This window comes from Pantoea deleyi, from assembly GCF_022647325.1.
GTDB classification, from domain to species: domain Bacteria; phylum Pseudomonadota; class Gammaproteobacteria; order Enterobacterales; family Enterobacteriaceae; genus Pantoea; species Pantoea deleyi.
Window position 1 is genome coordinate 2,998,199 of record NZ_CP071405.1, and the last position, 21,414, is coordinate 3,019,612.

At 57.9% G+C, this 21,414-nt stretch carries 23 protein-coding genes; 10 read left to right on the forward strand and 13 right to left on the reverse strand.

Translation table 11 applies throughout. The features are described 5' to 3' along the window. Positions 1-11: 11 nt before the first annotated feature. Entirely contained in the window at positions 12-899 is an 888-nt protein-coding gene (gene cyoE, locus J1C59_RS14220; protein ID WP_111142256.1) for a heme o synthase, read from the forward strand. A gap of 132 nt (positions 900-1,031) precedes the next feature. After that, positions 1,032-2,396, forward strand: a complete 1,365-nt coding sequence (locus J1C59_RS14225) for an MFS transporter (protein WP_128084904.1) — start codon at positions 1,032-1,034, stop codon at positions 2,394-2,396. A gap of 163 nt (positions 2,397-2,559) precedes the next feature. Here the strand turns inward: J1C59_RS14225 and J1C59_RS14230 are convergent, their stop codons facing one another. Continuing rightward, a complete protein-coding gene (locus J1C59_RS14230; protein ID WP_111142254.1) occupies positions 2,560-3,051 on the reverse strand; it encodes a YajQ family cyclic di-GMP-binding protein in 492 nt (163 codons plus the stop codon). A 135-nt stretch (positions 3,052-3,186) separates the two neighbouring features. Between J1C59_RS14230 and panE the strand changes: the two genes are divergently transcribed. Together panE and yajL are read left to right on the forward strand one after the other, a co-directional pair. After that, positions 3,187-4,107 carry a 2-dehydropantoate 2-reductase gene (gene panE / locus J1C59_RS14235; RefSeq protein ID WP_128084905.1) on the forward strand — a complete coding sequence of 307 codons (921 nt, stop codon included), beginning with the start codon at positions 3,187-3,189 and terminating at the stop codon, positions 4,105-4,107. Further along, complete coding sequence (gene yajL, locus J1C59_RS14240) at positions 4,061-4,657, forward strand: protein deglycase YajL (RefSeq protein ID WP_128084906.1); 597 nt, start codon at positions 4,061-4,063, stop codon at positions 4,655-4,657. Before panE ends, yajL begins: the two co-directional genes overlap by 47 nt. A 59-nt stretch (positions 4,658-4,716) precedes the next feature. Here the strand turns inward: yajL and thiI are convergent, their stop codons facing one another. Further along, positions 4,717-6,165, reverse strand: a complete 1,449-nt coding sequence (gene thiI / locus J1C59_RS14245) for a tRNA uracil 4-sulfurtransferase ThiI (RefSeq protein WP_128084907.1) — start codon at positions 6,163-6,165, stop codon at positions 4,717-4,719. A 232-nt stretch (positions 6,166-6,397) separates the two neighbouring features. Here thiI and xseB point away from each other — a divergent pair, with 232 nt between their 5' ends. From xseB to J1C59_RS14265, 4 genes are all read left to right on the forward strand, one after another. Beyond that, positions 6,398-6,640, forward strand: coding sequence for an exodeoxyribonuclease VII small subunit (gene xseB / locus J1C59_RS14250; protein ID WP_111139998.1), 243 nt, complete (start codon positions 6,398-6,400; stop codon positions 6,638-6,640). Then, the gene (ispA, locus tag J1C59_RS14255) at positions 6,640-7,539 is read left to right on the forward strand and encodes a (2E,6E)-farnesyl diphosphate synthase (protein ID WP_140917127.1); all 900 of its coding nucleotides are present in this window, start codon (positions 6,640-6,642) and stop codon (positions 7,537-7,539) included. The genes xseB and ispA overlap by 1 nt, the downstream gene beginning before the upstream one ends. Positions 7,540-7,558: 19 nt before the next feature. Beyond that, positions 7,559-9,424 carry a 1-deoxy-D-xylulose-5-phosphate synthase gene (gene dxs / locus J1C59_RS14260; protein WP_128084908.1) on the forward strand — a complete coding sequence of 622 codons (1,866 nt, stop codon included), beginning with the start codon at positions 7,559-7,561 and terminating at the stop codon, positions 9,422-9,424. Between the two features lie 81 nt (positions 9,425-9,505). Then, complete coding sequence (locus J1C59_RS14265; protein ID WP_128084909.1) at positions 9,506-10,480, forward strand: aldo/keto reductase; 975 nt, start codon at positions 9,506-9,508, stop codon at positions 10,478-10,480. Between the two features lie 60 nt (positions 10,481-10,540). Here J1C59_RS14265 and pgpA read toward each other — a convergent pair whose 3' ends face one another. The 6 genes from pgpA to nrdR all read right to left on the reverse strand — a co-directional run bounded on the left by pgpA (position 10,541) and on the right by nrdR (position 14,611). Further along, positions 10,541-10,999, reverse strand: a complete 459-nt coding sequence (pgpA, locus tag J1C59_RS14270) for a phosphatidylglycerophosphatase A (protein ID WP_242281391.1) — start codon at positions 10,997-10,999, stop codon at positions 10,541-10,543. A gap of 25 nt (positions 11,000-11,024) precedes the next feature. Further along, positions 11,025-12,002 carry a thiamine-phosphate kinase gene (gene thiL, locus J1C59_RS14275; protein WP_128084910.1) on the reverse strand — a complete coding sequence of 326 codons (978 nt, stop codon included), beginning with the start codon at positions 12,000-12,002 and terminating at the stop codon, positions 11,025-11,027. Between the two features lie 55 nt (positions 12,003-12,057). Continuing rightward, positions 12,058-12,477, reverse strand: a complete 420-nt coding sequence (gene nusB, locus J1C59_RS14280; RefSeq protein ID WP_009091744.1) for a transcription antitermination factor NusB — start codon at positions 12,475-12,477, stop codon at positions 12,058-12,060. Between the two features lie 19 nt (positions 12,478-12,496). Further along, positions 12,497-12,967 (reverse strand): 6,7-dimethyl-8-ribityllumazine synthase, encoded by a 471-nt coding sequence (gene ribH, locus J1C59_RS14285; RefSeq protein ID WP_111140005.1) that lies wholly within the window; start codon positions 12,965-12,967, stop codon positions 12,497-12,499. Between the two features lie 90 nt (positions 12,968-13,057). Continuing rightward, on the reverse strand, positions 13,058-14,158 hold the full coding sequence (gene ribD, locus J1C59_RS14290; protein ID WP_140917126.1) for a bifunctional diaminohydroxyphosphoribosylaminopyrimidine deaminase/5-amino-6-(5-phosphoribosylamino)uracil reductase RibD: 1,101 nt from the start codon (positions 14,156-14,158) through the stop codon (positions 13,058-13,060). Between the two features lie 3 nt (positions 14,159-14,161). Further along, positions 14,162-14,611 (reverse strand): transcriptional regulator NrdR, encoded by a 450-nt coding sequence (gene nrdR / locus J1C59_RS14295; protein WP_009091750.1) that lies wholly within the window; start codon positions 14,609-14,611, stop codon positions 14,162-14,164. Positions 14,612-14,797: 186 nt separating this feature from the next. Between nrdR and lysM the strand changes: the two genes are divergently transcribed. Continuing rightward, positions 14,798-15,235 carry a peptidoglycan-binding protein LysM gene (gene lysM / locus J1C59_RS14300; protein WP_128086164.1) on the forward strand — a complete coding sequence of 146 codons (438 nt, stop codon included), beginning with the start codon at positions 14,798-14,800 and terminating at the stop codon, positions 15,233-15,235. Positions 15,236-15,251: 16 nt separating this feature from the next. After that, complete coding sequence (locus tag J1C59_RS14305) at positions 15,252-15,830, forward strand: SadB/YajI family lipoprotein (RefSeq protein WP_128086163.1); 579 nt, start codon at positions 15,252-15,254, stop codon at positions 15,828-15,830. A gap of 62 nt (positions 15,831-15,892) precedes the next feature. On the opposite strand, the gene secF is transcribed toward J1C59_RS14305, so the two are convergent. The 5 genes from secF to queA all read right to left on the reverse strand — a co-directional run bounded on the left by secF (position 15,893) and on the right by queA (position 21,374). Then, complete coding sequence (secF, locus tag J1C59_RS14310) at positions 15,893-16,861, reverse strand: protein translocase subunit SecF (protein WP_128086162.1); 969 nt, start codon at positions 16,859-16,861, stop codon at positions 15,893-15,895. A gap of 10 nt (positions 16,862-16,871) precedes the next feature. Further along, complete coding sequence (gene secD, locus J1C59_RS14315; protein WP_128086161.1) at positions 16,872-18,719, reverse strand: protein translocase subunit SecD; 1,848 nt, start codon at positions 18,717-18,719, stop codon at positions 16,872-16,874. A 25-nt stretch (positions 18,720-18,744) separates the two neighbouring features. Further along, positions 18,745-19,077 (reverse strand): preprotein translocase subunit YajC, encoded by a 333-nt coding sequence (yajC, locus tag J1C59_RS14320; RefSeq protein ID WP_009091760.1) that lies wholly within the window; start codon positions 19,075-19,077, stop codon positions 18,745-18,747. Then, the gene (gene tgt, locus J1C59_RS14325; protein WP_111140010.1) at positions 19,077-20,225 is read right to left on the reverse strand and encodes a tRNA guanosine(34) transglycosylase Tgt; all 1,149 of its coding nucleotides are present in this window, start codon (positions 20,223-20,225) and stop codon (positions 19,077-19,079) included. Before tgt ends, yajC begins: the two co-directional genes overlap by 1 nt. Positions 20,226-20,303: 78 nt before the next feature. Then, the gene (gene queA / locus J1C59_RS14330) at positions 20,304-21,374 is read right to left on the reverse strand and encodes a tRNA preQ1(34) S-adenosylmethionine ribosyltransferase-isomerase QueA (protein ID WP_128086160.1); all 1,071 of its coding nucleotides are present in this window, start codon (positions 21,372-21,374) and stop codon (positions 20,304-20,306) included. Between the last annotated feature and the right edge of the window lie 40 nt (positions 21,375-21,414).

The window sequence follows — 21,414 nt, forward strand, 5'->3', positions numbered from 1 at the left end:
AGTCACACGTAATGTTTAAGCAATACCTGCAAGTTACAAAACCAGGAATTATTTTCGGGAATTTAATTTCTGTGATCGGCGGATTCCTGTTGGCCTCCAAAGGCAACACGGATTACGCCCTGTTTCTCATCACCCTGGTGGGCGTGTCACTGGTGGTTGCATCCGGTTGTGTTTTCAACAACGTGATCGACCGCGACATCGACATCAAGATGGAGAGAACCAGGAATCGGGTGCTGGTAAAAGGCCTTATCTCCGCGAAAGTAAGCCTGGTTTACGCCACTGTGTTGGGTATTGCTGGCTTTGCGTTGCTCTACTTCGGTGCTAATCCGCTGGCCATGTGGCTGGCGGTGATGGGCTTCGTGGTTTACGTGGGCATTTACAGCCTCTACATGAAGCGTCACTCCGTTTACGGCACGCTGATTGGCAGTCTGTCGGGCGCTGCGCCGCCGGTTATCGGCTACTGCGCTGTCTCCAACCAGTTTGATGCAGGCGCATTAATCCTGCTGGCGATCTTCAGCCTATGGCAGATGCCGCATTCGTACGCGATTGCCATCTTCCGCTTTAAAGATTACCAGGCCGCGAACATCCCGGTTCTGCCGGTGGTGAAAGGCATCTCGGTGGCTAAAAATCATATTACGCTCTATATCCTGGCGTTTATGATTGCCACGCTGATGCTGACGCTGGGCGGTTATGCGGGCTACAAATATCTGGTGGTGGCCGCTGCGGTCAGCGTCTGGTGGCTGGGCATGGCCCTGTCGGGTTATAAAACGGCAGATGACCGTGTCTGGGCGCGTAAACTGTTTGTCTTCTCTATCGTCACCATCACCGCGCTGAGCGTGATGATGTCGGTCGATTCGATGGCACCGGTGTCGAAGGACCTGCTGACTTACGTCTGGTAATCAGCACCGAAAAGGCATGAAAAGGGCGCGATTTTCGCGCCCTTTCTTTTTGTTACCACTGCTTAAAAACTATTGTTTTACCCGCCCTGCCCCGCCCCCTAGAATAAATGCAGCACATTAACAGAGGTTGGAATGAACGATAATAAAATGACTCCGGTGGAGCTGCGTGCCACATGGGGCCTCGGTACGGTCTTTTCCCTGCGAATGCTGGGAATGTTTATGGTCCTGCCGGTACTGACCACTTATGGCATGGCATTACAGGGTGCGAGTGAAGCCTTGATCGGCCTGGCAATTGGCATTTATGGCCTCGCCCAGGCGATATTTCAGATCCCTTTTGGTCTGCTTTCCGATCGCATCGGGCGTAAGCCGCTGATCGTTGGCGGGCTGTTGCTGTTTGTTCTGGGCAGCGTGATCGCTGCCAGCACCGACTCTATCTGGGGCATTATTCTGGGTCGTGCGCTCCAGGGCTCAGGCGCGATTGCTGCGGCCGTGATGGCCCTCCTCTCCGATTTAACCCGTGAGCAGAACCGCACCAAGGCGATGGCGTTTATCGGCATCAGTTTTGGCATCACCTTCGCGATCGCGATGGTCGTTGGTCCGGTGGTGACGCACGCGCTGGGTCTGCATGCGCTGTTCTGGATGATTGCGATTCTGGCCTCGCTGGGTATCGTGATCACGCTGCTGGTGGTGCCTTCCGCCTCCCACCATGTTTTGAACCGCGAGTCCGGCATGGTGAAAGGCAGCTTCCGCAAAGTGCTGGCGAATCCGCGTCTGGTGAAGCTGAACATCGGGATTTTCTGCCTGCACGTTCTGCTGATGTCGAGCTTTGTGGCCCTGCCGGGTCAGTTTGAGCAGGCGGGCTTCCCGGCGCCCGAACACTGGAAGGTCTATCTCACCACCATGCTGATCGCCTTTGCCGGCGTGGTGCCGTTCATCATCTATGCCGAAGTGAAGCGCCGCATGAAGCGGGTCTTTGTCGGCTGCGTCGGGATGATCGTCATCGCCGAAATCGTGCTCTGGGGCGCAGAAGGCCATTTCTGGACGCTGGTGCTGGGTGTTCAGCTCTTCTTCTTCGCCTTTAACCTGATGGAGGCGATTCTGCCTTCGCTGATCAGTAAAGAGTCGCCGGCGGGCTACAAAGGCACGGCGATGGGGATCTACTCCACCAGCCAGTTCCTGGGCGTCGCGGTGGGCGGCAGCATGGGCGGCTGGGTCTTCGGGCATTTCGATGCGCAGACCGTCTTCATGGTTGGCGCGATGGTGGCGGCGGCCTGGCTGTTTGTCAGCATGACGATGCAGGAGCCGCCTTATGTCAGCAGCCTGCGCATCGTGCTGAGCGACGCGGCACTGGCCGTGCCGAATCTGGAGCAGCGTCTGAAAGCGCAGCCGGGGGTGAACGCCGTGTTTATCGTGCCGGAAGAGAAAAGCGCCTACATCAAAATTGACAGCAAGGTCACCAGCCGTCCGGAGCTGGAGGCGCTGCTGGGCAGTTGCTGACTGCGGAACGGTATTGTGGCGATAGCCGCCCTTTTCGCTGAGCGGCCGGATCGGCAAGTCCCCCATCCCCAGAGACACGCCCCTGACGACAACAAAAAACCCGGCCTGCGCCGGGTTTCTTTACTGCACAGCCTGCGTAGTGATCGCGCGCAGCCTTCTCCGCTTAATCGCGGAAGTTTTTAAACTGGAACGGCTGCCCCAGATTGCTGCCGCGCACGATAGCCATCGCACTCTGCAAATCATCACGCGCTTTACCGGTCACACGCAGCGCTTCGCCCTGAATCTGCGTCTGCACTTTCAGCTTGCTGTCTTTGATCAGCTTCACCAGCTTCTTCGCGACATCGCTTTCAATGCCTTTTTTCAGTTTCGCCTCGACCGTCCAGCTCTTACCGCTGTGCTCAATCTCTTCCGGCACCTCTAAGGCACCGCCTTCAATCCCGCGCTTCAGCAGTTTCTCACGCAGAATATCGACCAGCTGCTTAACCTGAAAGTCGGACTCGCTGGTGATTTTAATGGTTTCATTCTTTTCGTTGAGCTCAAACTCGGCGCTCACGTTGCGGAAATCGAAGCGGGTCGACACTTCACGGTTGGCATTCTCCACCGCATTGCGAATTTCCTGCAGATCGACTTCTGAAACGATATCGAAAGATGGCATCTCTTCTTCTCCTGACGCTAAAGTGACATGCATAATACGCGTCTTAGGGTGCTAAATAAAATCAGGCTGCACACAACGCTATAATAAGGGTGTGACAGCAAATAACAGATGGATAGCCCGCCAGCGGGAGGCAGTATGAAAATTACCGTGTTAGGTTGCGGCGCACTGGGTCAGGTCTGGCTGACAGCGCTTGCCCGCCAGGGACATGAAGTGCAGGGATGGTTGCGGGTGCCGCAGCCCTACTGCTCGGCAAACGTGATCGATCCGCAGGGCACGATCTCAAATCGCACGTTTATCGCCAACGATCCGCTGTTTCTGGCGGAAAGCCAGCTCCTGCTGGTCACGCTTAAAGCGCCGCAGGTCTCGCCCGCCGTCAAAAACCTGGAGAGCATTCTGCCGGAGAACTGCCCGGTGCTGCTGCTGCATAACGGCATGGGCACGCTGGAGGAGCTGAAAGGGCTGACGCAGCCGCTGCTGCGCGGCGTGACGACCCATGCCGCCATGCGCGATGGCACCGTCATCAAACATATTGCCAGCGGCATCACCCACATCGGCCCCGGCAACCGCAAGAGTGCCGCCTACAGCGACCTGGCCGATATCCTGCACCCTGCCCTGCCCGACGTGGCCTGGCATGACAATATCCGGGCGGCCTGCTGGCGTAAGCTGGCCGTTAACTGCATTATCAATCCGCTGAGCGTGGAGTATGCGTGCCAGAACGGCGCCCTGCGCGCTTATCCGGCGCAGATCGCGCAACTCTGCGAAGAGATCAGCTGGGTAATGGAGCGTGAAGGCCAGAGCATCGCCAGCGAAAGTCTGCAGGACATTATCTTCGACGTGATTGAAAGCACCGCGGCCAACACCTCTTCGATGCTGCAGGACGTGCGCGCCCAGCGGCTCACTGAAATCGACTATATCAGTGGTTTTCTGCTGCGCCGCGCCCGGACGCACGGCCTGGTGCTGACGGAAAACAGCCGTCTGTATGACATGATTAAACGCAAGGAGTCTCATTATGAGCGCGAACGCATCGGTGCTGGTCTGCCTGGCACATGGCAGTGAAGAAACCGAAGCCGTCACCACCCTCGACCTGCTGGTCCGGGCCGGAATCAGGGTCGTCACCGCCAGCGTCGAAAGCGATGGCAGCCGGGAGATCGTCTGCTCGCGCGGTGTGCGTCTGCTGGCTGACGTCACGCTGGTCGAGGTCGCCGACAACGATTTCGCCGCGATTGTCCTGCCCGGCGGCCTCAAAGGTGCTGAAACCTTTCGCGACAGCCCGCTGCTGGTCGAAACGGTGCGTCAGTTTCACCTCAACGAGAAAATCGTCGCCGCGATCTGCGCCGCCGCAGGCACGGTGCTGATCCCGCACGACCTTTTCCCGATCGGCAACATGACCGGTTTTCCTGGCTTAAAAGAGACGATTCCGGCGGAAAAGTGGATGGAGCGTCGCGTCGTCTGGGATCCGCGCGTCAACCTGCTGACCAGCCAGGGGCCGGGCACGGCGATGGATTTTGCGCTGAAGCTGATCGATCTGCTGGCGGGAAAAGAGAAAGCGCGCGAGGTTGCGGCACAGCTGGTGCTGGCCCCCGGCATTTACGACTATCAGGCCTGAACCCGGCCGTTCCGGTGACGCCAGTCAGCCCTGAGCAGGCCTGACTGGCGACGCGCCGCTTACGGCCGGTAGACTTTGACGTTCTTAAAGCCCTGCTCATGCAGGTAGAGCGCCTGAAGACGGCTCATCACACCGCGATCGCAATAGAGCAGCCAGGTGCGGTTCTGATCAAGATTGCCAAACTGAGTGCTGAGTTTATAGAACGGCAGCGACTTCACTTCCGTGGCGTTCAGCTCCAGCGGATTCTCTTCCTGCTCGTCGATGGCGCGGATATCCAGCACCACATCGTTTTCACTCAGCAGGGCGACGGTTTCCACCTCTACCACTTCCTCTTCGGTCTGCTCAGCGATGGTACGGATATCGACGTTGGTCGCCTCTTCCACCACCCGATCCAGAATGGTGAAGTCGAAATTCTGCTCTTCGGCCTCAATCTTCGCCTTCACCGCTTTCACCGTCGGGCTTTTCGAGATCACGCCACAATATTCCGGCATGGTGCTGGCAAAATCTTCGGTGCCGATCTCACGGGCAATCCGGATGATGTGCTCTTTATCGTGCGAGATCAGGGGACGCAGAATCAGCGTATCGGACGCATTATCAATCAGACGCAGATTGGTCAGCGTCTGGCTCGAAACCTGACCGACCGCTTCACCGGTGACCAGCGCCTGCACGCCGTAGCGCTCTGCAATCGTCGAGGCGGCGCGCACCATCATGCGCTTCAGCACCACGCCCATCTGCCCGTCATCCACTTTTTCCAGGATCTCGCCCACTACCGGCTCGAAATTGATGGCCACGAAGCGCACGCGGTGTGAACGGCCAAAGCGATTCCACAGATAGTGTGCCACCTGACGGACGCCGATCTCATGCGCGGCACCGCCAAGGTTGAAGAAGCAGTAGTGTACGCGGCTGCCACGGCGCAGCAGCATGTAGCTGGAGACGCCGGAGTCAAACCCTCCGGAAATCAGCGACAGCACATCTTCCTGCGTCCCGATCGGGAAGCCGCCCAGGCCTTCGTAGCGCGCGGTAACCAGCGTCAGGCGGTTCTCTTCGACCTCAAGATGAACCGTGACTTCCGGGTTTTTTAGCTGCACGCGGGCGCTTTCAATGTGCTGATTCAGACCGCCGCCGACATAACGCTCCACATCCTGCGAACTGAAGCTATGCTTACCACGGCGTTTTACACGTACGCAGAAGCTCTTTCCTTCGAGACTGTCGCGATACTGCGCCAGCGTCTGTTCGAAGATGTGATGGACGTCGGTGTACTCACGATCTTCGACCGCTAAAACGTGATGGATCCCCGGAATGCGCGTCAGCTCATCGGGAATAATGTCCCGCAGCGCCGGATTTTTTGACCGCACTTCAATGTGATCCCAGAAACGCACAACGGCGATATCGTCGCTCACGGTTTTCAGGACGTTACGGATATTGCTGGCAAGAATCTTGATAAAGCGCAAACGCACCGACTGACTCTTGATGGTGATTTCAGGAAATAACTTGATGATAAACTTCATGGCGACACAGCTTCGTTGGGCAAATAAGTGCTAAAACAGGCAGCACTTAGCTGGTAAAATCACAAAATTGCGGGCTGCAAGGCGCAACCGCATCCGAGGCGCGGGAGTATATCACCTTTGTCAGGTGACTGCTTCTTCATCAGCCGCCGCATTGATTATTTTGCTAATCATAGGGTCTCAGCTACCATGACCGATTGCGAGATAATGTCCCAACCGTGAGTCGACACGAAATATGCCGAAAAAAGCCGAACAGCCAGCCAGCTTTGAAACGTCATTGCAGCAGCTGGAGCAGATTGTCAGCCGTCTGGAAAGTGGTGAACTGCCGCTGGAAGAAGCCCTGAATGAGTTTGAGCGCGGCGTTCAGCTGGCGCGCACCGGCCAGCAGACGCTGCAGCAGGCTGAACAGCGCGTCCGTATTCTGCTGAACGACGACAAAGACGCCGATCTCACTGCTTTCACGCCGGAAAACAACTAATGGATTTTGCCCGCTTACTCGACGATCGTCAGCAGCAGGTTAACGCCGCGCTGACGCGTTTTATAGAGCCACTTCCTTTTCAGAGTTCTCCTCTGGTGAATGCCATGCATTATGGGGCATTATTAGGCGGTAAACGCCTGCGTCCTTTTCTGGTCTACGCTACCGGCGAAATGCTCCACGCCGATCCGGCGAGTCTGGATGCGCCCGCTGCCGCGGTTGAATGCATTCATGCGTACTCTCTGATTCATGACGATCTCCCTGCGATGGATGATGATGCACTGCGTCGCGGGCAGCCAACCTGTCACATTAAATATGGCGAAGACACCGCGATTCTGGCGGGCGACGCCCTGCAGACGCTGGCCTTTTCTATTCTGGCCGATGAAGCGATGCCCGGTGTCAGCGTGGAATATCGTCTGAAGATGCTCTCCGAACTGGCTCAGGCCAGCGGCGTGGCCGGAATGTGTGGCGGGCAGGCACTGGATTTAGCCGCCGAAGGCAAACAGGTTGATCTCGGCCAGCTTGAGCAGATCCATCGTCACAAAACCGGCGCCCTGATCCGTTCCGCCGTGCGTCTAGGTGCCCTGGCGGCAGGCGATGCAGGCCGCGACGCACTGCCGCTGCTGGACCGCTATGCCGCAGCGATCGGTCTCGCCTTTCAGGTGCAGGACGATATTCTGGATGTGGTGGGTGACACGGCGGTGATCGGAAAACGCCAGGGTGCCGATGAGCATCTGGGAAAAAGCACCTATCCTTCATTGTTAGGCCTTGAAAATGCCCGTGCCAAAGCGCGGGATTTGTATCAGGAAGCTCTTGATGCTTTAGAAATGCTCGCTGCGCACTCTTATAACACTACAGCACTGCAGGCGCTGGCGAGCTTCATAATTGAACGCGACAAATAACTTCCATAATGAGTCTCTGATGAGTTTTGATATTGCTAAATACCCGACACTGGCACTGGCAAACACGGTTCAGGAGCTGCGCGCCCTGCCCAAAGAGAAGTTGCCTGCGCTGTGTGATGAACTGCGTCAGTATCTGTTAGACAGTGTGAGCCGCTCCAGCGGCCATTTTGCGTCGGGTCTGGGCGTAGTCGAACTGACGGTCGCGCTGCATTATGTCTACAACACGCCCTTTGACCATCTGGTCTGGGATGTGGGTCATCAGGCTTATCCCCATAAAATTCTGACGGGTCGCCGCGATCGCATCGGCACCATCCGTCAGAAAAATGGCGTACACCCATTTCCGTGGCGCGGCGAAAGTGAATATGACGTGCTGAGCGTCGGTCACTCGTCCACCTCTATCAGTGCCGGTCTGGGCATGGCGGCTGCGGCCGAACGTGAAGGTCAGGGCCGCCGCACCGCCTGCATCATTGGCGATGGCGCCATCACCGCCGGTATGGCGTTTGAGGCGATGAACCACGCCGGTGATATCAAGCCGGATATGCTGGTGATCCTCAACGACAACGAAATGTCGATCTCCGAGAACGTCGGCGCGCTGAACAACCGCCTGGCGCAGATTCTGTCCGGCAAAACCTATTCCCGCCTGCGCGAAGGCAGCAAGCGGGTGCTGACCAGCCTGCCCCCAATCAAAGAGCTGGTCAGACGCACCGAAGAGCATCTCAAGGGCATGGTCGTGCCGGGGACGCTGTTTGAAGAGCTGGGCTTCAACTACATCGGCCCGGTTGACGGTCACGATGTTCTGACGCTGGTCAATACGCTGAGCAACATGCGCAACCTGAAAGGGCCGCAGTTCCTGCATATCATGACCAAAAAAGGCAAAGGCTACGCGCCAGCCGAGGAAGATCCGATTGCCTGGCACGCGGTACCTAAATTCGACCCGGCGATTGGCGAACTGCCGAAAAGCGCAGAGGGCCTGCCGAGCTATTCGAAAATCTTCGGTAACTGGCTGTGCGAGATGGCCGCAGACGATCCGAAGCTGATGGCGATCACGCCGGCAATGCGTGAAGGCTCCGGCATGGTGGCCTTCTCACGCGAATTCCCGAACCAGTATTTCGATGTGGCAATTGCCGAACAACATGCGGTCACCTTCGCAGCCGGTATGGCGATTGGCGGCTATAAGCCGGTCGTAGCTATCTACTCCACCTTCCTGCAGCGCGCCTACGATCAGCTGATCCATGACGTCGCTATCCAGAAACTGCCGGTCCTGTTTGCTATCGATCGTGGTGGTATTGTTGGCGCGGATGGCCAGACCCACCAAGGCGCCTTTGATCTCGCCTATCTGCGCTGCGTGCCGGATATGGTGATCATGACCCCGAGCGACGAAAACGAATGCCGTCAGATGCTCTACACCGGCTATCACTATCAGGATGGCCCCAGCGCCGTGCGCTATCCGCGTGGCACCGGTGTCGGCACGCCACTGGCGCCGCTGCAGAGCCTGCCGCTGGGTAAAGCCGTGGTGAAGCGTCAGGGTGAAAAGCTGGCGATCCTGAACTTCGGCACGCTGCTGCCGGAAGCCGCGGCCACGGCGGAGGCGCTGAATGCCACCCTGGTCGATATGCGCTTTGTGAAGCCGCTGGATGAGGCGCTGATCGCCGACCTGGCCGCCACGCACGACTCGCTGATTACGCTGGAAGAAGGCGCGATCAAAGGCGGCGCCGGCAGTGGCGTCAACGAATTTATCATGGCGAAACGCCTGGCTGTGCCAGTGCTGAACATCGGGCTGCCCGATGAGTTCATCCCGCAGGGTACGCAGGATGAAATACGCCATGACTACCAGCTGGATGCGGAGGGCATTCAGCAGCAGATCGCCTGCTGGCTGGCGCAGTAACCGCTCTTCTCTGCGCTCCCCGCCGGGGAGCGCAACATCCTGCTATGCTAAAACCTTTGCACGTTCGCAGGAGCCTCCACCATGAAACTGATTCAACTGGGTACCACCGATCTGCAGGTTTCACGCCTCTGCCTGGGCTGTATGACCTACGGTGAGCCCACGCGCGGCAATCACGCCTGGACGCTGCCCGAAGCAAGCAGCCGGCCGCTGATCCAGCAGGCGCTGGACGCGGGCATCAACTTCTTCGACACCGCCAACAGCTACTCCGATGGCAGCAGCGAAGAGATCCTGGGCCGCGCGCTCAGGGATTTTGCCCGCCGTGAAGAGATCGTGGTTGCCACTAAAGTCTATTTTCCGCTGAGCAATCTCTCTCAGGGCCTGTCGCGCAAAAATATCCTGCAATCCATTGATGACAGCCTGCAGCGCCTCGGCATGGAGCATGTTGACCTGCTGCAGATCCACCGCTGGGATTACGACACGCCGCTGGAGGAGACGCTGGAAGCCCTGCATGACGTTGTACAGTCGGGCAAAGCCCGCTATATCGGCGCGTCGTCAATGCACGCCAGCCAGTTTGCCCGCGCCCTGCAGATGCAGTCGGAACAGGGCTGGCACCGCTTTGTCACTATGCAGGATCAGTACAACCTGATTCAGCGTGAAGAGGAGCGCGAAATGCATCCGCTCTGTCTGAAAGAGCAGATTGCCGTGCTGCCGTGGAGCCCGCTGGCGCGCGGTAAGCTGACCCGCCCGTGGGGTGAAAACACCGCGCGTTCCGCCTCCGATCAGGTGATGGCGAAGCTCTATGACAGTACGGAAGAGAATGATGCCGCGATCGCCGGGCAACTCGCGCAGGTTGCGGAGAGTAAAGGCGTTACCCGCGCGCAGGTGGCGCTCGCCTGGCTGCTGAGCAAACCAGCCGTCACGGCCCCGATTATCGGCGCGTCGCGTGCGGAGCAGTTTGCGGATCTGGTGAAGGCGGTCGATGTCACGCTGAGTGACGAGGAGATTACCCTGCTGGAAGAGGCTTACCAGCCGCATCAGGCGGTGGGATTCGAGTAAGACCAGACGTGACGCCCTGCCCGGGCGTCACGCCCTTCCTGCAGCGATCCGGCTTAGCGGTCAGCCCGCCAGCCAGACCCCAAAGCCGTAAAGCATCACCGCCGCGATCACGCCGGCAATGATGTCATCCACCATGATGCCCATTCCACCGTGCACGTTGCGGTCAAACCAGCGAATCGGCCACGGCTTCCACATATCAAGGATGCGGAACAGCACAAAGCCCCCCGCGACCCACTGCCAGCTGTTGACCGGAATCGCCATCAGCGTAATCCACATGCCGATAAACTCATCCCAGACAATACTGCCGTGATCGTGTACGCCCATGTCTTTAGCGGTGCGATGGCACAGATAGACGCCAACGCAGATGCCCACCAGCACCACCAGCGAATAGAGATCCTGCGGCAGAAACGTCATCAGCCACCAGAAGGGGATCGCCGCCAGCGACCCCATGGTTCCGGGCACCACCGGGCTTAATCCGCTGCCAAAGCCGGTTGCCAGCAGATGCCAGGGATTGCTCATCCGCAGGCGACTTTTCGCCACGTCGTTATTTAGTCTCAAAGTGATCGAACCCTTTATGGCGGAATGTCGCGGGCTTGCCGTTGTCCAGCAGCGTCAGGCCATCCGACTCCGGCGCTATCTGCCCGATACAGGTGTAAGGCACGCCCAGGTGACCCAGCGCCACATCGAGCGCGCCATGATTGACTTCCGGCACCGTGAAGCAGAGTTCGTAATCTTCGCCGCCACTCAGCGCCCAGCGCAGCACCTGCTCCGGGTCGAAGTGATCGCGCAGCGCCGCCGAGAGCGGCAGCGCCTCCAGATTCAGGCGTGCGCCGCAGCCGCTGGCTTTCAGCACATGGCCGAGATCGGAGATCAGGCCGTCGGAGATATCCACCGCTGAAGAGGCGAGTGAACGCAGAGCCTGCCCCTGCAGAATACGTGGCATCGGGCGCAGATGGCGTTTAATCAGCGCTTCATGCACCACCGGATCGCTGATGCGGCAGTGATGCTGCAGCAGCGCCAGCCCGGCCGCACTGTCGCCCAGCGTGCCGGTCACATAGATCCAGTCGCCGGGTTTCGCACCGGAACGTTTCAGGGCACGGCCCTGCGGCACCATACCGTGGATCGCCAGCGTCAGGCTCAGCGGTCCGCGCGTGGTGTCGCCGCCGACCAGCTGCATATCGTAATATTCCAGCAGTTCGAACAGGCTCTCGCTGAAGGCGGACAGCCAGCTCTCATCGACCTGCGGCAGCGTTAAGGCCAGCGTCAGCCACGCGGGATCGGCCCCCATGGCCGAGAGATCGCTGAGGTTGACCGCCAGCGCTTTGTAACCCAGATCGGCAGGATGGATATCCCGTAAGAAGTGTACGCCCGCGACCAGGGTATCGGTGCTGATCGCCAGCGTCTGTTTTTCCGGCACGCTAAGTAACGCACAATCGTCACCGATGCCGAGTTCGACATCACGGCGGCTGCGCGTTCTGCGGTTGAAGTAGCGTGCGATGAGTTCAAATTCACCACAAGACATAATTGCGTTCCGCTTAACCCTTCATGAAAAAAGGCCGGCAAGCCGGCCTTTTTGATTATTTGCGATGGGGTCGAATTTGTGGACCGGCTTTATCCAGCACGCCGTTGACAAATTTATGACTGTCTTCGGCACCGAAGACTTTCGCCAGCTCAATGCCTTCGTTGATGGCCACTTTATAGGGCACATCATCACGCTTGCTCAGCTCATAGAGCGAGATGCGCAGAATCGCTTTCTCTACCTGGCCCAGCTCTTCGAGCTGACGCGACAGATAAGGCTTCATCAGTCCATCCAGATACGCACTGTTGGTCGCCACACCGGACAGCAGTTCGCGGAAGTAGGTAATGTCGACATCTTTGACGTCCTGTTCCGCCAGAAACTGGTATTCCACATCGGCAATGTCGTTGTTCGACAACTGCCAGGAGTAAAGCGCCTGAACAGCGCACTCACGGGCGCGACGACGAGCAGCAGGTTTCACAAAATTCCCCTTACAAAAATCAGGCTTTAATGGCTTTCAATACGTTGATCATTTCGAGCGCGGTCAGCGCCGCTTCGGCACCTTTGTTACCCGCTTTGGTACCGGCACGTTCAATGGCCTGCTCGATGCTTTCAGTCGTCAGCACGCCGAACGCGACAGGAATATCGCTGTTCATGGCGACGCTGGCGATACCGGAGCTGGCTTCACCCGCCACATATTCGAAGTGGGCGGTGCCACCACGAATCACGGTACCGAGTGCGATAATCGCGTCGTGTTTGCCGGCGTTAGCCAGCGTGCGGGCAGCCAGAGGCAGCTCATAAGCACCCGGCACCCAGACGACGGTGATATTGTCATCTTTGACCTGGCCAATGCGTTTCAGGGCATCAACTGCGCCATCCAGCAGGCTGTCATTAATGAAGTTGTTAAAACGCGCAATGACAATGGCAACACGGGCCTCAGGCGTTGCAACAGCAGCTTCGATAACTTTCATACTTATCCTTTCAGGGGTTTGGTTAGCCCCGCGCAGGGGGGCGGATTCTATCATACTCTTGGGCGGCGTGCTCTCGCTTTTCCGACCATGCTATTGCGGTGTCAGCGTCAGGCGTAAATCGTCACCGACCTGCCGGACATCACTGAAACGGAACGCCGGGGCGTCAGCCAGCTGGCTGAGCCCTGGCAGCTGGCACAGGCCGCGCCCTTCATGACCTAACAGTTTAGGCGCGACATAGAGGATCAGCTCATCAACAACGCCCGCCTGCAACAGGGCACCAGCCAGCGCGGCCCCCGCTTCAACCCAGACGCTGTTAATCTGACGCTGCCCCAGCAGCATCATCGTCGCCACCAGATCCAGCTGCTGTTCGCGCAGCGGCACGGCGATTTGCGTCACGGCATCCGGCCAGTGCTGCTGATCCGGCTGATGGCGCATCAGCCAGGTTTCACCCGGCTGTGAGATAATCCGATGCTGCGGCGTTACGCGATTCTGGCTGTCGATGATGACCCGCACCGGCTGGCGCAGTGCCTGTTCATCCAGCAGGGCCTGGCTCTCCTCATTGAGTTCGGACCAGCGCACCGTCAGCGCGGGATCGTCGGCCAGTACTGTGGCGCTGCTGCTGAGGATCGCGGCGCTCTGCGCGCGCAGCTGCTGCACATCGCGACGGGCCGCCGCCGAGGTGATCCACTGGCTTTCGCCACTGGCCATCGCCGTCCGGCCATCCAGTGACGCGCCCAGCTTGAGCTGCACCCACGGGAAGCCGGTGCGCATCCGCTTGAGGAAGCCGCGATTCAGCGCCTCTGCTTCGGCCATCATCAGCCCGTGGCTGACGTCGATGCCCGCCTGGTGCAGGCGGTGGAGTCCACGGCCGGCGACCTGGGGATTCGGATCCTGCATCGCGGCCACAACACGCTGCACGCCGGCGGCGATCAGCGCTTCGCAGCAGGGCGGCGTGCGGCCATGATGACTGCAGGGTTCGAGCGTGACATAGGCGGTTGCGCCTCGCGCTTTTTCGCCCGCCATGCGCAGCGCATGGACTTCCGCATGAGGTTCGCCCGCACGCTGATGCCAGCCCTCCCCGACCACGTCGCCATCGCGCACGATAACGCAGCCGACGTTGGGGTTTGGCATGGTGGTAAAGCGGCCGCGTCGCGCCAGCTCCAGCGCGCGCGCCATATAGCGTTCGTCCATGGTTTAATCCTGTAGCCGGGCGATCTCTTCGCCAAAATCACGAATGTCTTCAAAGCTGCGGTACACCGAAGCGAAGCGAATGTAGGCGACTTTATCGAGCTTTTTCAGCTCATCCATCACCAGATTGCCAATCAGTTTACTGGGGATCTCACGTTCGCCGGTGGCGCGCAGCTGGGTTTTGATATGATTTACGGCGCTCTCGACCGCGTCGGCGCTGACCGGACGCTTCTCAAGCGCCTTCATCATCCCGCTGGCCATTTTGTCTTCATTGAAGGGTTCGCGTACGTCATTGCTTTTCACCACGCGGGGCATCACCAGTTCCGCCACTTCAAAAGTCGTGAAGCGTTCATGACACATCAGACACTGGCGGCGGCGACGGACCGAAGATCCTTCACTAACCAGACGAGAATCAATCACTTTGGTGTCCACAGCGGAGCAGAATGGGCAATGCATGACGTTTCCTGACGCGAGAGTGATGGGTCAGACAGTGTAACGCGAACTGCGGATCAACAAAATCTCTTCCGTGCCTTTCCTGGGATTCTCATCGCAGGATAAACGACGCTCAATTTCGTCTGCCGCAAAACGGACTACGCTTTACAGGCGACATTAAAAATTTTCCACTCACACACTGGAGGTTACATGGGGCTGTTTAACTTTGTGAAAGAGGCCGGCGAAAAATTATGGGATGCCGTGCATGGCGGCGATGACCAGGATAAAAAGCTGCAGGATCACATCAACAAGCTCGGCTTACCCGACAGTGACAAAGTTGATGTAAAGGTCAATGGCGACACCGTGACCGTGACCGGCGATGGCCTTTCGCAGGAGCTGAAAGAGAAGATCCTGATCGCGGCGGGTAATGTCGCAGGCATTACCAAAGTGGAAGACAAGGTTACCGTCACCGACGGCGCGACCGAGTCAGCGCTCTATACCGTGAAAAAAGGCGATACCCTGAGCGCAATTTCTAAAGAGGTTTATGGTAACGCCAATGAATACAACAAGATTTTCGAGGCGAATAAGCCGATGCTCTCGCATCCTGATAAAATCTATCCTGGTCAGGTTTTACGTATTCCCAAATAACGGACAAGGATAACTTATGAACAGGTTGGTTTGGGCGCCGGTGGCACTTTCGCTGGTTACGCTGAGCGGCTGCAGCACAACGGCCGGTAATCCGCAGGTCAGAGAGCTGCATCAGGAAGTCACTCAGCTGAATCAGCAGATGCAGCATCTGACCACGCAGGCCAGTGCGCTGGAGATTCAGGGACAGCTTAACAGCCACTCTGAACAGGGTGCGTGGCTGGTGCCGCAGGCGAACACGCCGGTGGCACTGCAGACCCAGCTCGGCACGCTGCGGCTGACGCTGTCGCCGGTCACCGCCGAAGCCAGCGGCTCGCGGGCGACCCTCACCGTTCGTTCAATGGACGATCGGCCTTTGCCCGCCCTGCATGCAACCGTCATCTGGGGTGAACTCGACCCGGCAACCGGTAAACCGCTCAACAGGGACAGTCTGAGCCAGACGGTTGCGCTGCCGGCTTCGCTGCTGCCACAGCACTCGGCGTCCATCCCGCTGCGGCTCAGCGGTCTGACACCCGAGCAGTTAGGTTATGTCCGGGTGCATAACGTGACCGGTGACGCCCCGGCCCCGACCACTCCTGCGGCATCCTCTACCCCTTAGGTGCGCGATGCAAAAAAAACGGGCAGCCCTGAGGCTGCCCGTTTTTTAGTGCGCGACGCGCATTACGGCAGGATTGAAGGCTGATCGGCGCCCTCTTTCTCCACCTTCTGCACCAGCATATGTTCACGCTTCATGCCCAGCTTCAGCGCCAGCGCCGAAGAGACATAAATGGATGAAATCGTACCGATCGTCACACCAATCAGCATGGTCAGTGAGAAGCCTTTCAGCAACGCGCCGCCAAAGATGAAGAGGATGAGGATCATTGCCAGCGTCGTCAGCGAGGTAATCAGCGTACGGCTTAAGGTCTGGGTCAGCGACACGTTCGTAATGTCGTAAGAGCTGCCGCGACGGATCTTGCGGAAGTTTTCACGAATACGGTCCGACACCACGATTTTATCGTTAAGCGAGTAGCCGATCACTGACATCAGCGAGGCAACAATGGTCAGGTCGATTTCAATGCGGAACAGCGCCAGCAGGCCGCAGGTGATGATCACGTCATGCGCCAGCGCCAGTACCGTACCCAGCGCCAGACGCCACTCAAAGCGAAAACCGATATAGATCAGAATCGCAATCAGTGCAGACAGCAGCGCCATCGCCCCCGCCTGCGCCAGGTCGCTGCCCACGCTCGGGCCGACGAACTCAATGCGCTTCACGGTCGCGTTCTGCTGGGTGGTCTGGTTGATCACCGACACCACTTTATTGCCTAACTCGGTTCCGGCACCGCCGGTTACCGGCGCCATACGCACCATCACGTCGCGGCTGCTGCCAAAGTTCTGCACCAGCGGCTCGTCAAAGCCCGCTTTCACCAGCTCACTGCGCAGCGCGTCGAGGTCGGCGGGTTTCTCCAGCGCGATCTCAATCACCGTACCGCCGGTGAAATCGAGACCCCAGTTGAAGCCACGCACGCTCACGATTGCAATCGCCGCGAGGATCAGCAGTCCCGAAATGATGAAGGCCAGCTTATCCCAGCGCATAAAGTCGACGACTTTACGCCCGTGGTTTAACTGCTCAATGTTATATTCCTGTGCCACAACGCACTCCTCAGATAGACAGCTTGTTGATGCGTTTGCCACCGTAAACCAGGTTAACAATGGCACGGGTACCGATAATCGCGGTGAACATTGAGGTCGCGATACCAATTGCGGTGGTAATCGCAAAACCTTTGATCGAACCGGTGCCGACCGCGTAAAGAATGATAACTTTGATCAGGGTCGTGACGTTCGCATCGACAATACTGGAGAAGGCGCCTTTGTAGCCCTCATGAATTGCCTGCTGAACCGAGCGCCCGTTGCGCAGCTCTTCTTTAATACGTTCGTTAATCAGTACGTTAGCATCCACCGCTACCGCCAGCGTTAACACGATACCGGCAATACCTGGCATGGTCAGGGTCGCCCCCGGCAACAGCGACATAATGCCGACAATCAGCACCAGGTTTACCAGCAGTGCGCTGGTCGCAATCAGACCAAACTTCTTATAGAAGATCACCATAAACAGGATCGACGCGAGCAGACCCCACAGGCAGGCTTCCAGACCCTGGGTAATGTTCTGCTGACCCATGGTCGGTCCGATAGTACGCTCTTCCACAATCTGGATTGGCGCAATCAGCGCACCGGCGCGCAGCAGCAGCGAGAGCTGACGTGCTTCGTTCGGGTTGCTGATACCGGTGATGCGGAAGCTGTTGCCCAGGCGAGACTGGATGTTGGCGACGTTAATCACCTCTTCCTGTTTCACCAGAACAGAACGACCGTTGGCATCTTTTTTACCGCTGTCTTTATACTCCACAAACAGGGTCGCCATCGGCTTGCCGATGTTGTCCTTCGTGAAGTTCGACATGATGTTACCGCCCGCGCCATCCAGTGAGATGTTCACCTGTGGCTGGTTGTACTCATCCATGCTGGAGGTCGAGTCGGTGATGTGGTCACCGGTCAGGATCACGCGCTTGTAGAGCACGACCGGCTGTCCATCGCGCATCTGCTTCACTTCCGAGTCACCCGGTACACGGCCACTGGCCGCGGCACCCGGATCCACGCTGGTGTTAACCAGACGGAATTCCAGCGTTGCGGTTGCGCCCAGAATCTCTTTGGCGCGCGCCGTATCCTGAATCCCCGGCAGCTCAACCACGATGCGGTCAGCACCCTGACGCTGCACCAGCGGTTCCGCCACGCCCAGCTGGTTCACACGGTTACGCAGAATAGTAATGTTCTGCTGAACCGCATATTCACGCGCTTCGCTCAGACGGGCATCGCTCATGGTGGCACGCAGGGCATCGCTGCCGCTGCTGTTGATCACCAGATCCTGGTGACGTGGGCTCAGCCAGGAGATCGCCGCATCGCGACTGGCAGCGTCACGGAAACGAATTTCCACGCCGTAGTTCGCGATTTTGTTGACGTTGGTGTAAGGGATGTTTTTGGCGCGGAGGTCGCTACGCAGCGTGTCAGCGTTCTGCTCCTGCAGTTTGCTGAGCGCCGTGTCCATGTCCACTTCCATCAGGAAGTGCACACCGCCCCGCAGATCGAGACCGAGTTTCATCGGTTCTGCTGACAGCAGGGTCAGCCAGCGAGGCGTCGCGGGTGCGAGGTTCAGCGCGACAACATAGTTTTCACCCAGCGCTTTCATGATCGCTTCACGGGCGCGTAACTGCACATCCGTATTCGCGAAGCGCGCGGTGATCGCCCCGTTTTCCAGCGCAACGGATTTGCTCTGGATATTATCTTGTTTTAATGCGGACTGAATTTGATCCAACGTCTGCTCACTGGCGGCGCTTCCGCGCGCACCAGTGATTTGAACGGCCGGATCCTCACCATACAGGTTGGGAAGCGCATAGAGCAGGCCGACGATAATCACGACGACCAGCATCACATACTTCCACAAAGGATAACGATTTAACACGGCAGTTCCCTTAGGGAAGAAAGAATTACAGCGCCTTGATAGTGCCTTTAGGCAGCACGGCGGCGACGAAATCACGTTTAATGACCACTTCGTTGGTGTCATTCAGCGCAATCGCTACGTAGCCCGTGTCAGAGACCTTTGTCACGCGACCTACCAGGCCACCGCTGGTCAGCACTTCATCACCCTTGGAAATAGAGTCCATCAGCTTCTTGTGCTCTTTCGCACGTTTCTGCTGTGGACGCAGGATCATGAAATAGAAAATCAGACCAAACACCACCAGCATGATCACCAGAGAATACGGACTTCCCTGAGACGGTGCGCCTGCTGCGGCCACGGCGTCAGAAATGAATAAGCTCATTAAATTTCCCTCATTGATGAATTGTCAGACGTTAATGGCGGAACTTCTTTGCCCGTCCGTTGGTAAAACTCAGTTACAAAGCGCTCTAATTTACCCTCTTCGATGGCCTGGCGTAAACCTGCCATCAGACGCTGGTAGTAGCGCAAATTGTGGATAGTATTCAGGCGCGCGCCCAGTATTTCGTTACAACGGTCGAGATGATACAAGTAGGCACGACTGTAATTGCGACAGGTGTAACAATCGCACTCGGCATCCAGCGGCGCAGTGTCATCTTTGTAGCGGGCGTTGCGGATTTTCACCACGCCTTCCGTCACAAACAGATGACCATTTCGGGCATTGCGGGTAGGCATCACACAGTCAAACATATCGACACCGCGACGGACGCCTTCCACCAGATCTTCCGGCTTACCGACACCCATCAGATAACGCGGTTTATCCTGCGGCAGCTGCGGACAGACGTGCTCAAGAATACGGTGCATGTCCTGCTTAGGCTCACCCACCGCCAGGCCGCCCACAGCGTACCCATCAAAGCCAATCTCTACCAGACCTTTCACCGAGACATCTCGTAAATCTTCGTAAACCGAGCCCTGGATAATGCCGAACAGGGCATTTTTATTGCCCAGGCTGTCGAAACGGTCACGGCTGCGTTTCGCCCAGCGCAGCGACATCTCCATCGAGCGTTTGGCGTAGTCCCAGTCCGCCGGATAAGGCGTACATTCGTCGAAGATCATCACGATATCGGAGCCGAGGTCATACTGGATCTCCATCGATTTTTCCGGATCGAGGAAGATCGGGTCGCCGTTGATCGGGTTACGGAAGTGAACGCCCGCTTCCGTGATCTTACGGATATCGCCCAGGCTGAAGACCTGGAAACCGCCGGAGTCGGTCAGGATCGGCCCTTTCCACTGCATGAAGTCATGCAGGTCGCCGTGCAGTTTCATGATCTCCTGGCCCGGACGCAGCCAGAGGTGGAAGGTGTTGCCCAGAATGATCTGTGCGCCCGTCTCCTGCACCTCTTCCGGCGTCATGCCTTTCACGGTGCCGTAGGTGCCCACGGGCATAAACGCCGGGGTTTCCACCACGCCGCGATCGAAAATCAGACGGCCACGGCGTGCGCGCCCGTCTGTGGTATCAAGTTCAAATTTCACAAAGCCTCCATCGGAGAAACAGTCCGATGCAGATAGCCTTCGTCGTGTAACAGGCGAGTCCGGCTATCGGTTAATAAATCAGTCGCCCACTTTTTCCAGCGGCGCCTGCGGATTTTTGCTGATAAACATCGCGTCTCCATAACTGAAGAAACGATACTGCTCAGCCACGGCTGCGCGGTACGCGGCCATGGTGTGCTGGTAACCGGCAAAGGCCGACACCAGCATAATCAGGGTCGATTCGGGCAGGTGGAAATTGGTGATCAGCGCATCGATCACCTGATACTCATAGCCCGGATAGATAAAAATCTGGGTATCGTCGAAGAACGGTGCAATCAGGGCATCCTGACTCGCTTTGGCGGCGCTCTCCAGCGAACGGACGGAGGTGGTGCCAACCGCCACCACCCGGTTGCCGCGCGCTTTACAGGCCAGCACCGCATCGACCACCTCCTGCGGCACTTCGGCATATTCGGCATGCATGTGATGCTCTTCGATGGTCTCAACGCGCACCGGCTGGAAGGTGCCCGCGCCGACATGCAGCGTCACAAAGGCCATTTCGACGCCCTTCTCTTTCAGCGCCTGCAAAAGCGGTTCGTCAAAGTGCAGCCCGGCGGTCGGGGCCGCCACGGCACCCGGACGGGCGCTGTAGACGGTCTGATAGAGCTCGCGGTCCGCCTCTTCATCCGGACGATCGATATAGGGCGGCAGCGGCATATGGCCGACGCTGCTAAGGATGTCGAGCACGGCGCGATCGTCATCGAACGCAATCTCAAACAGCGCATCGTGGCGTGCCACCATGGTCGCTTTCACGCTCTCATCTTCACCCAGCAGCAGCTCAGCACCCGGCTTCGGCGCTTTTGAGGCGCGCACATGGGCCAGCACGCGCTTGTCGTCCAGCATGCGCTCAACCAGCATCTCGATCTTGCCGCCGCTGGCTTTACGGCCAAAGACGCGCGCCGGAATCACCCGGGTATTGTTGAACACCAGCAGATCACCGGGATTGAGCTTATCCAGCACATCGGTGAACACACCGTGCGACAGGTTACCGCTGGGACCCTCAAGCGACAGCAGACGACAGCCGCTGCGCTGCGCCTGGGGATAGTGAGCAATCAGGGATTCGGGCAATTCAAAAGCAAAATCGGCGACACGCATTGAAATGTTCTTTCTCAGGCAAAAACAGGCGGCACAGTTT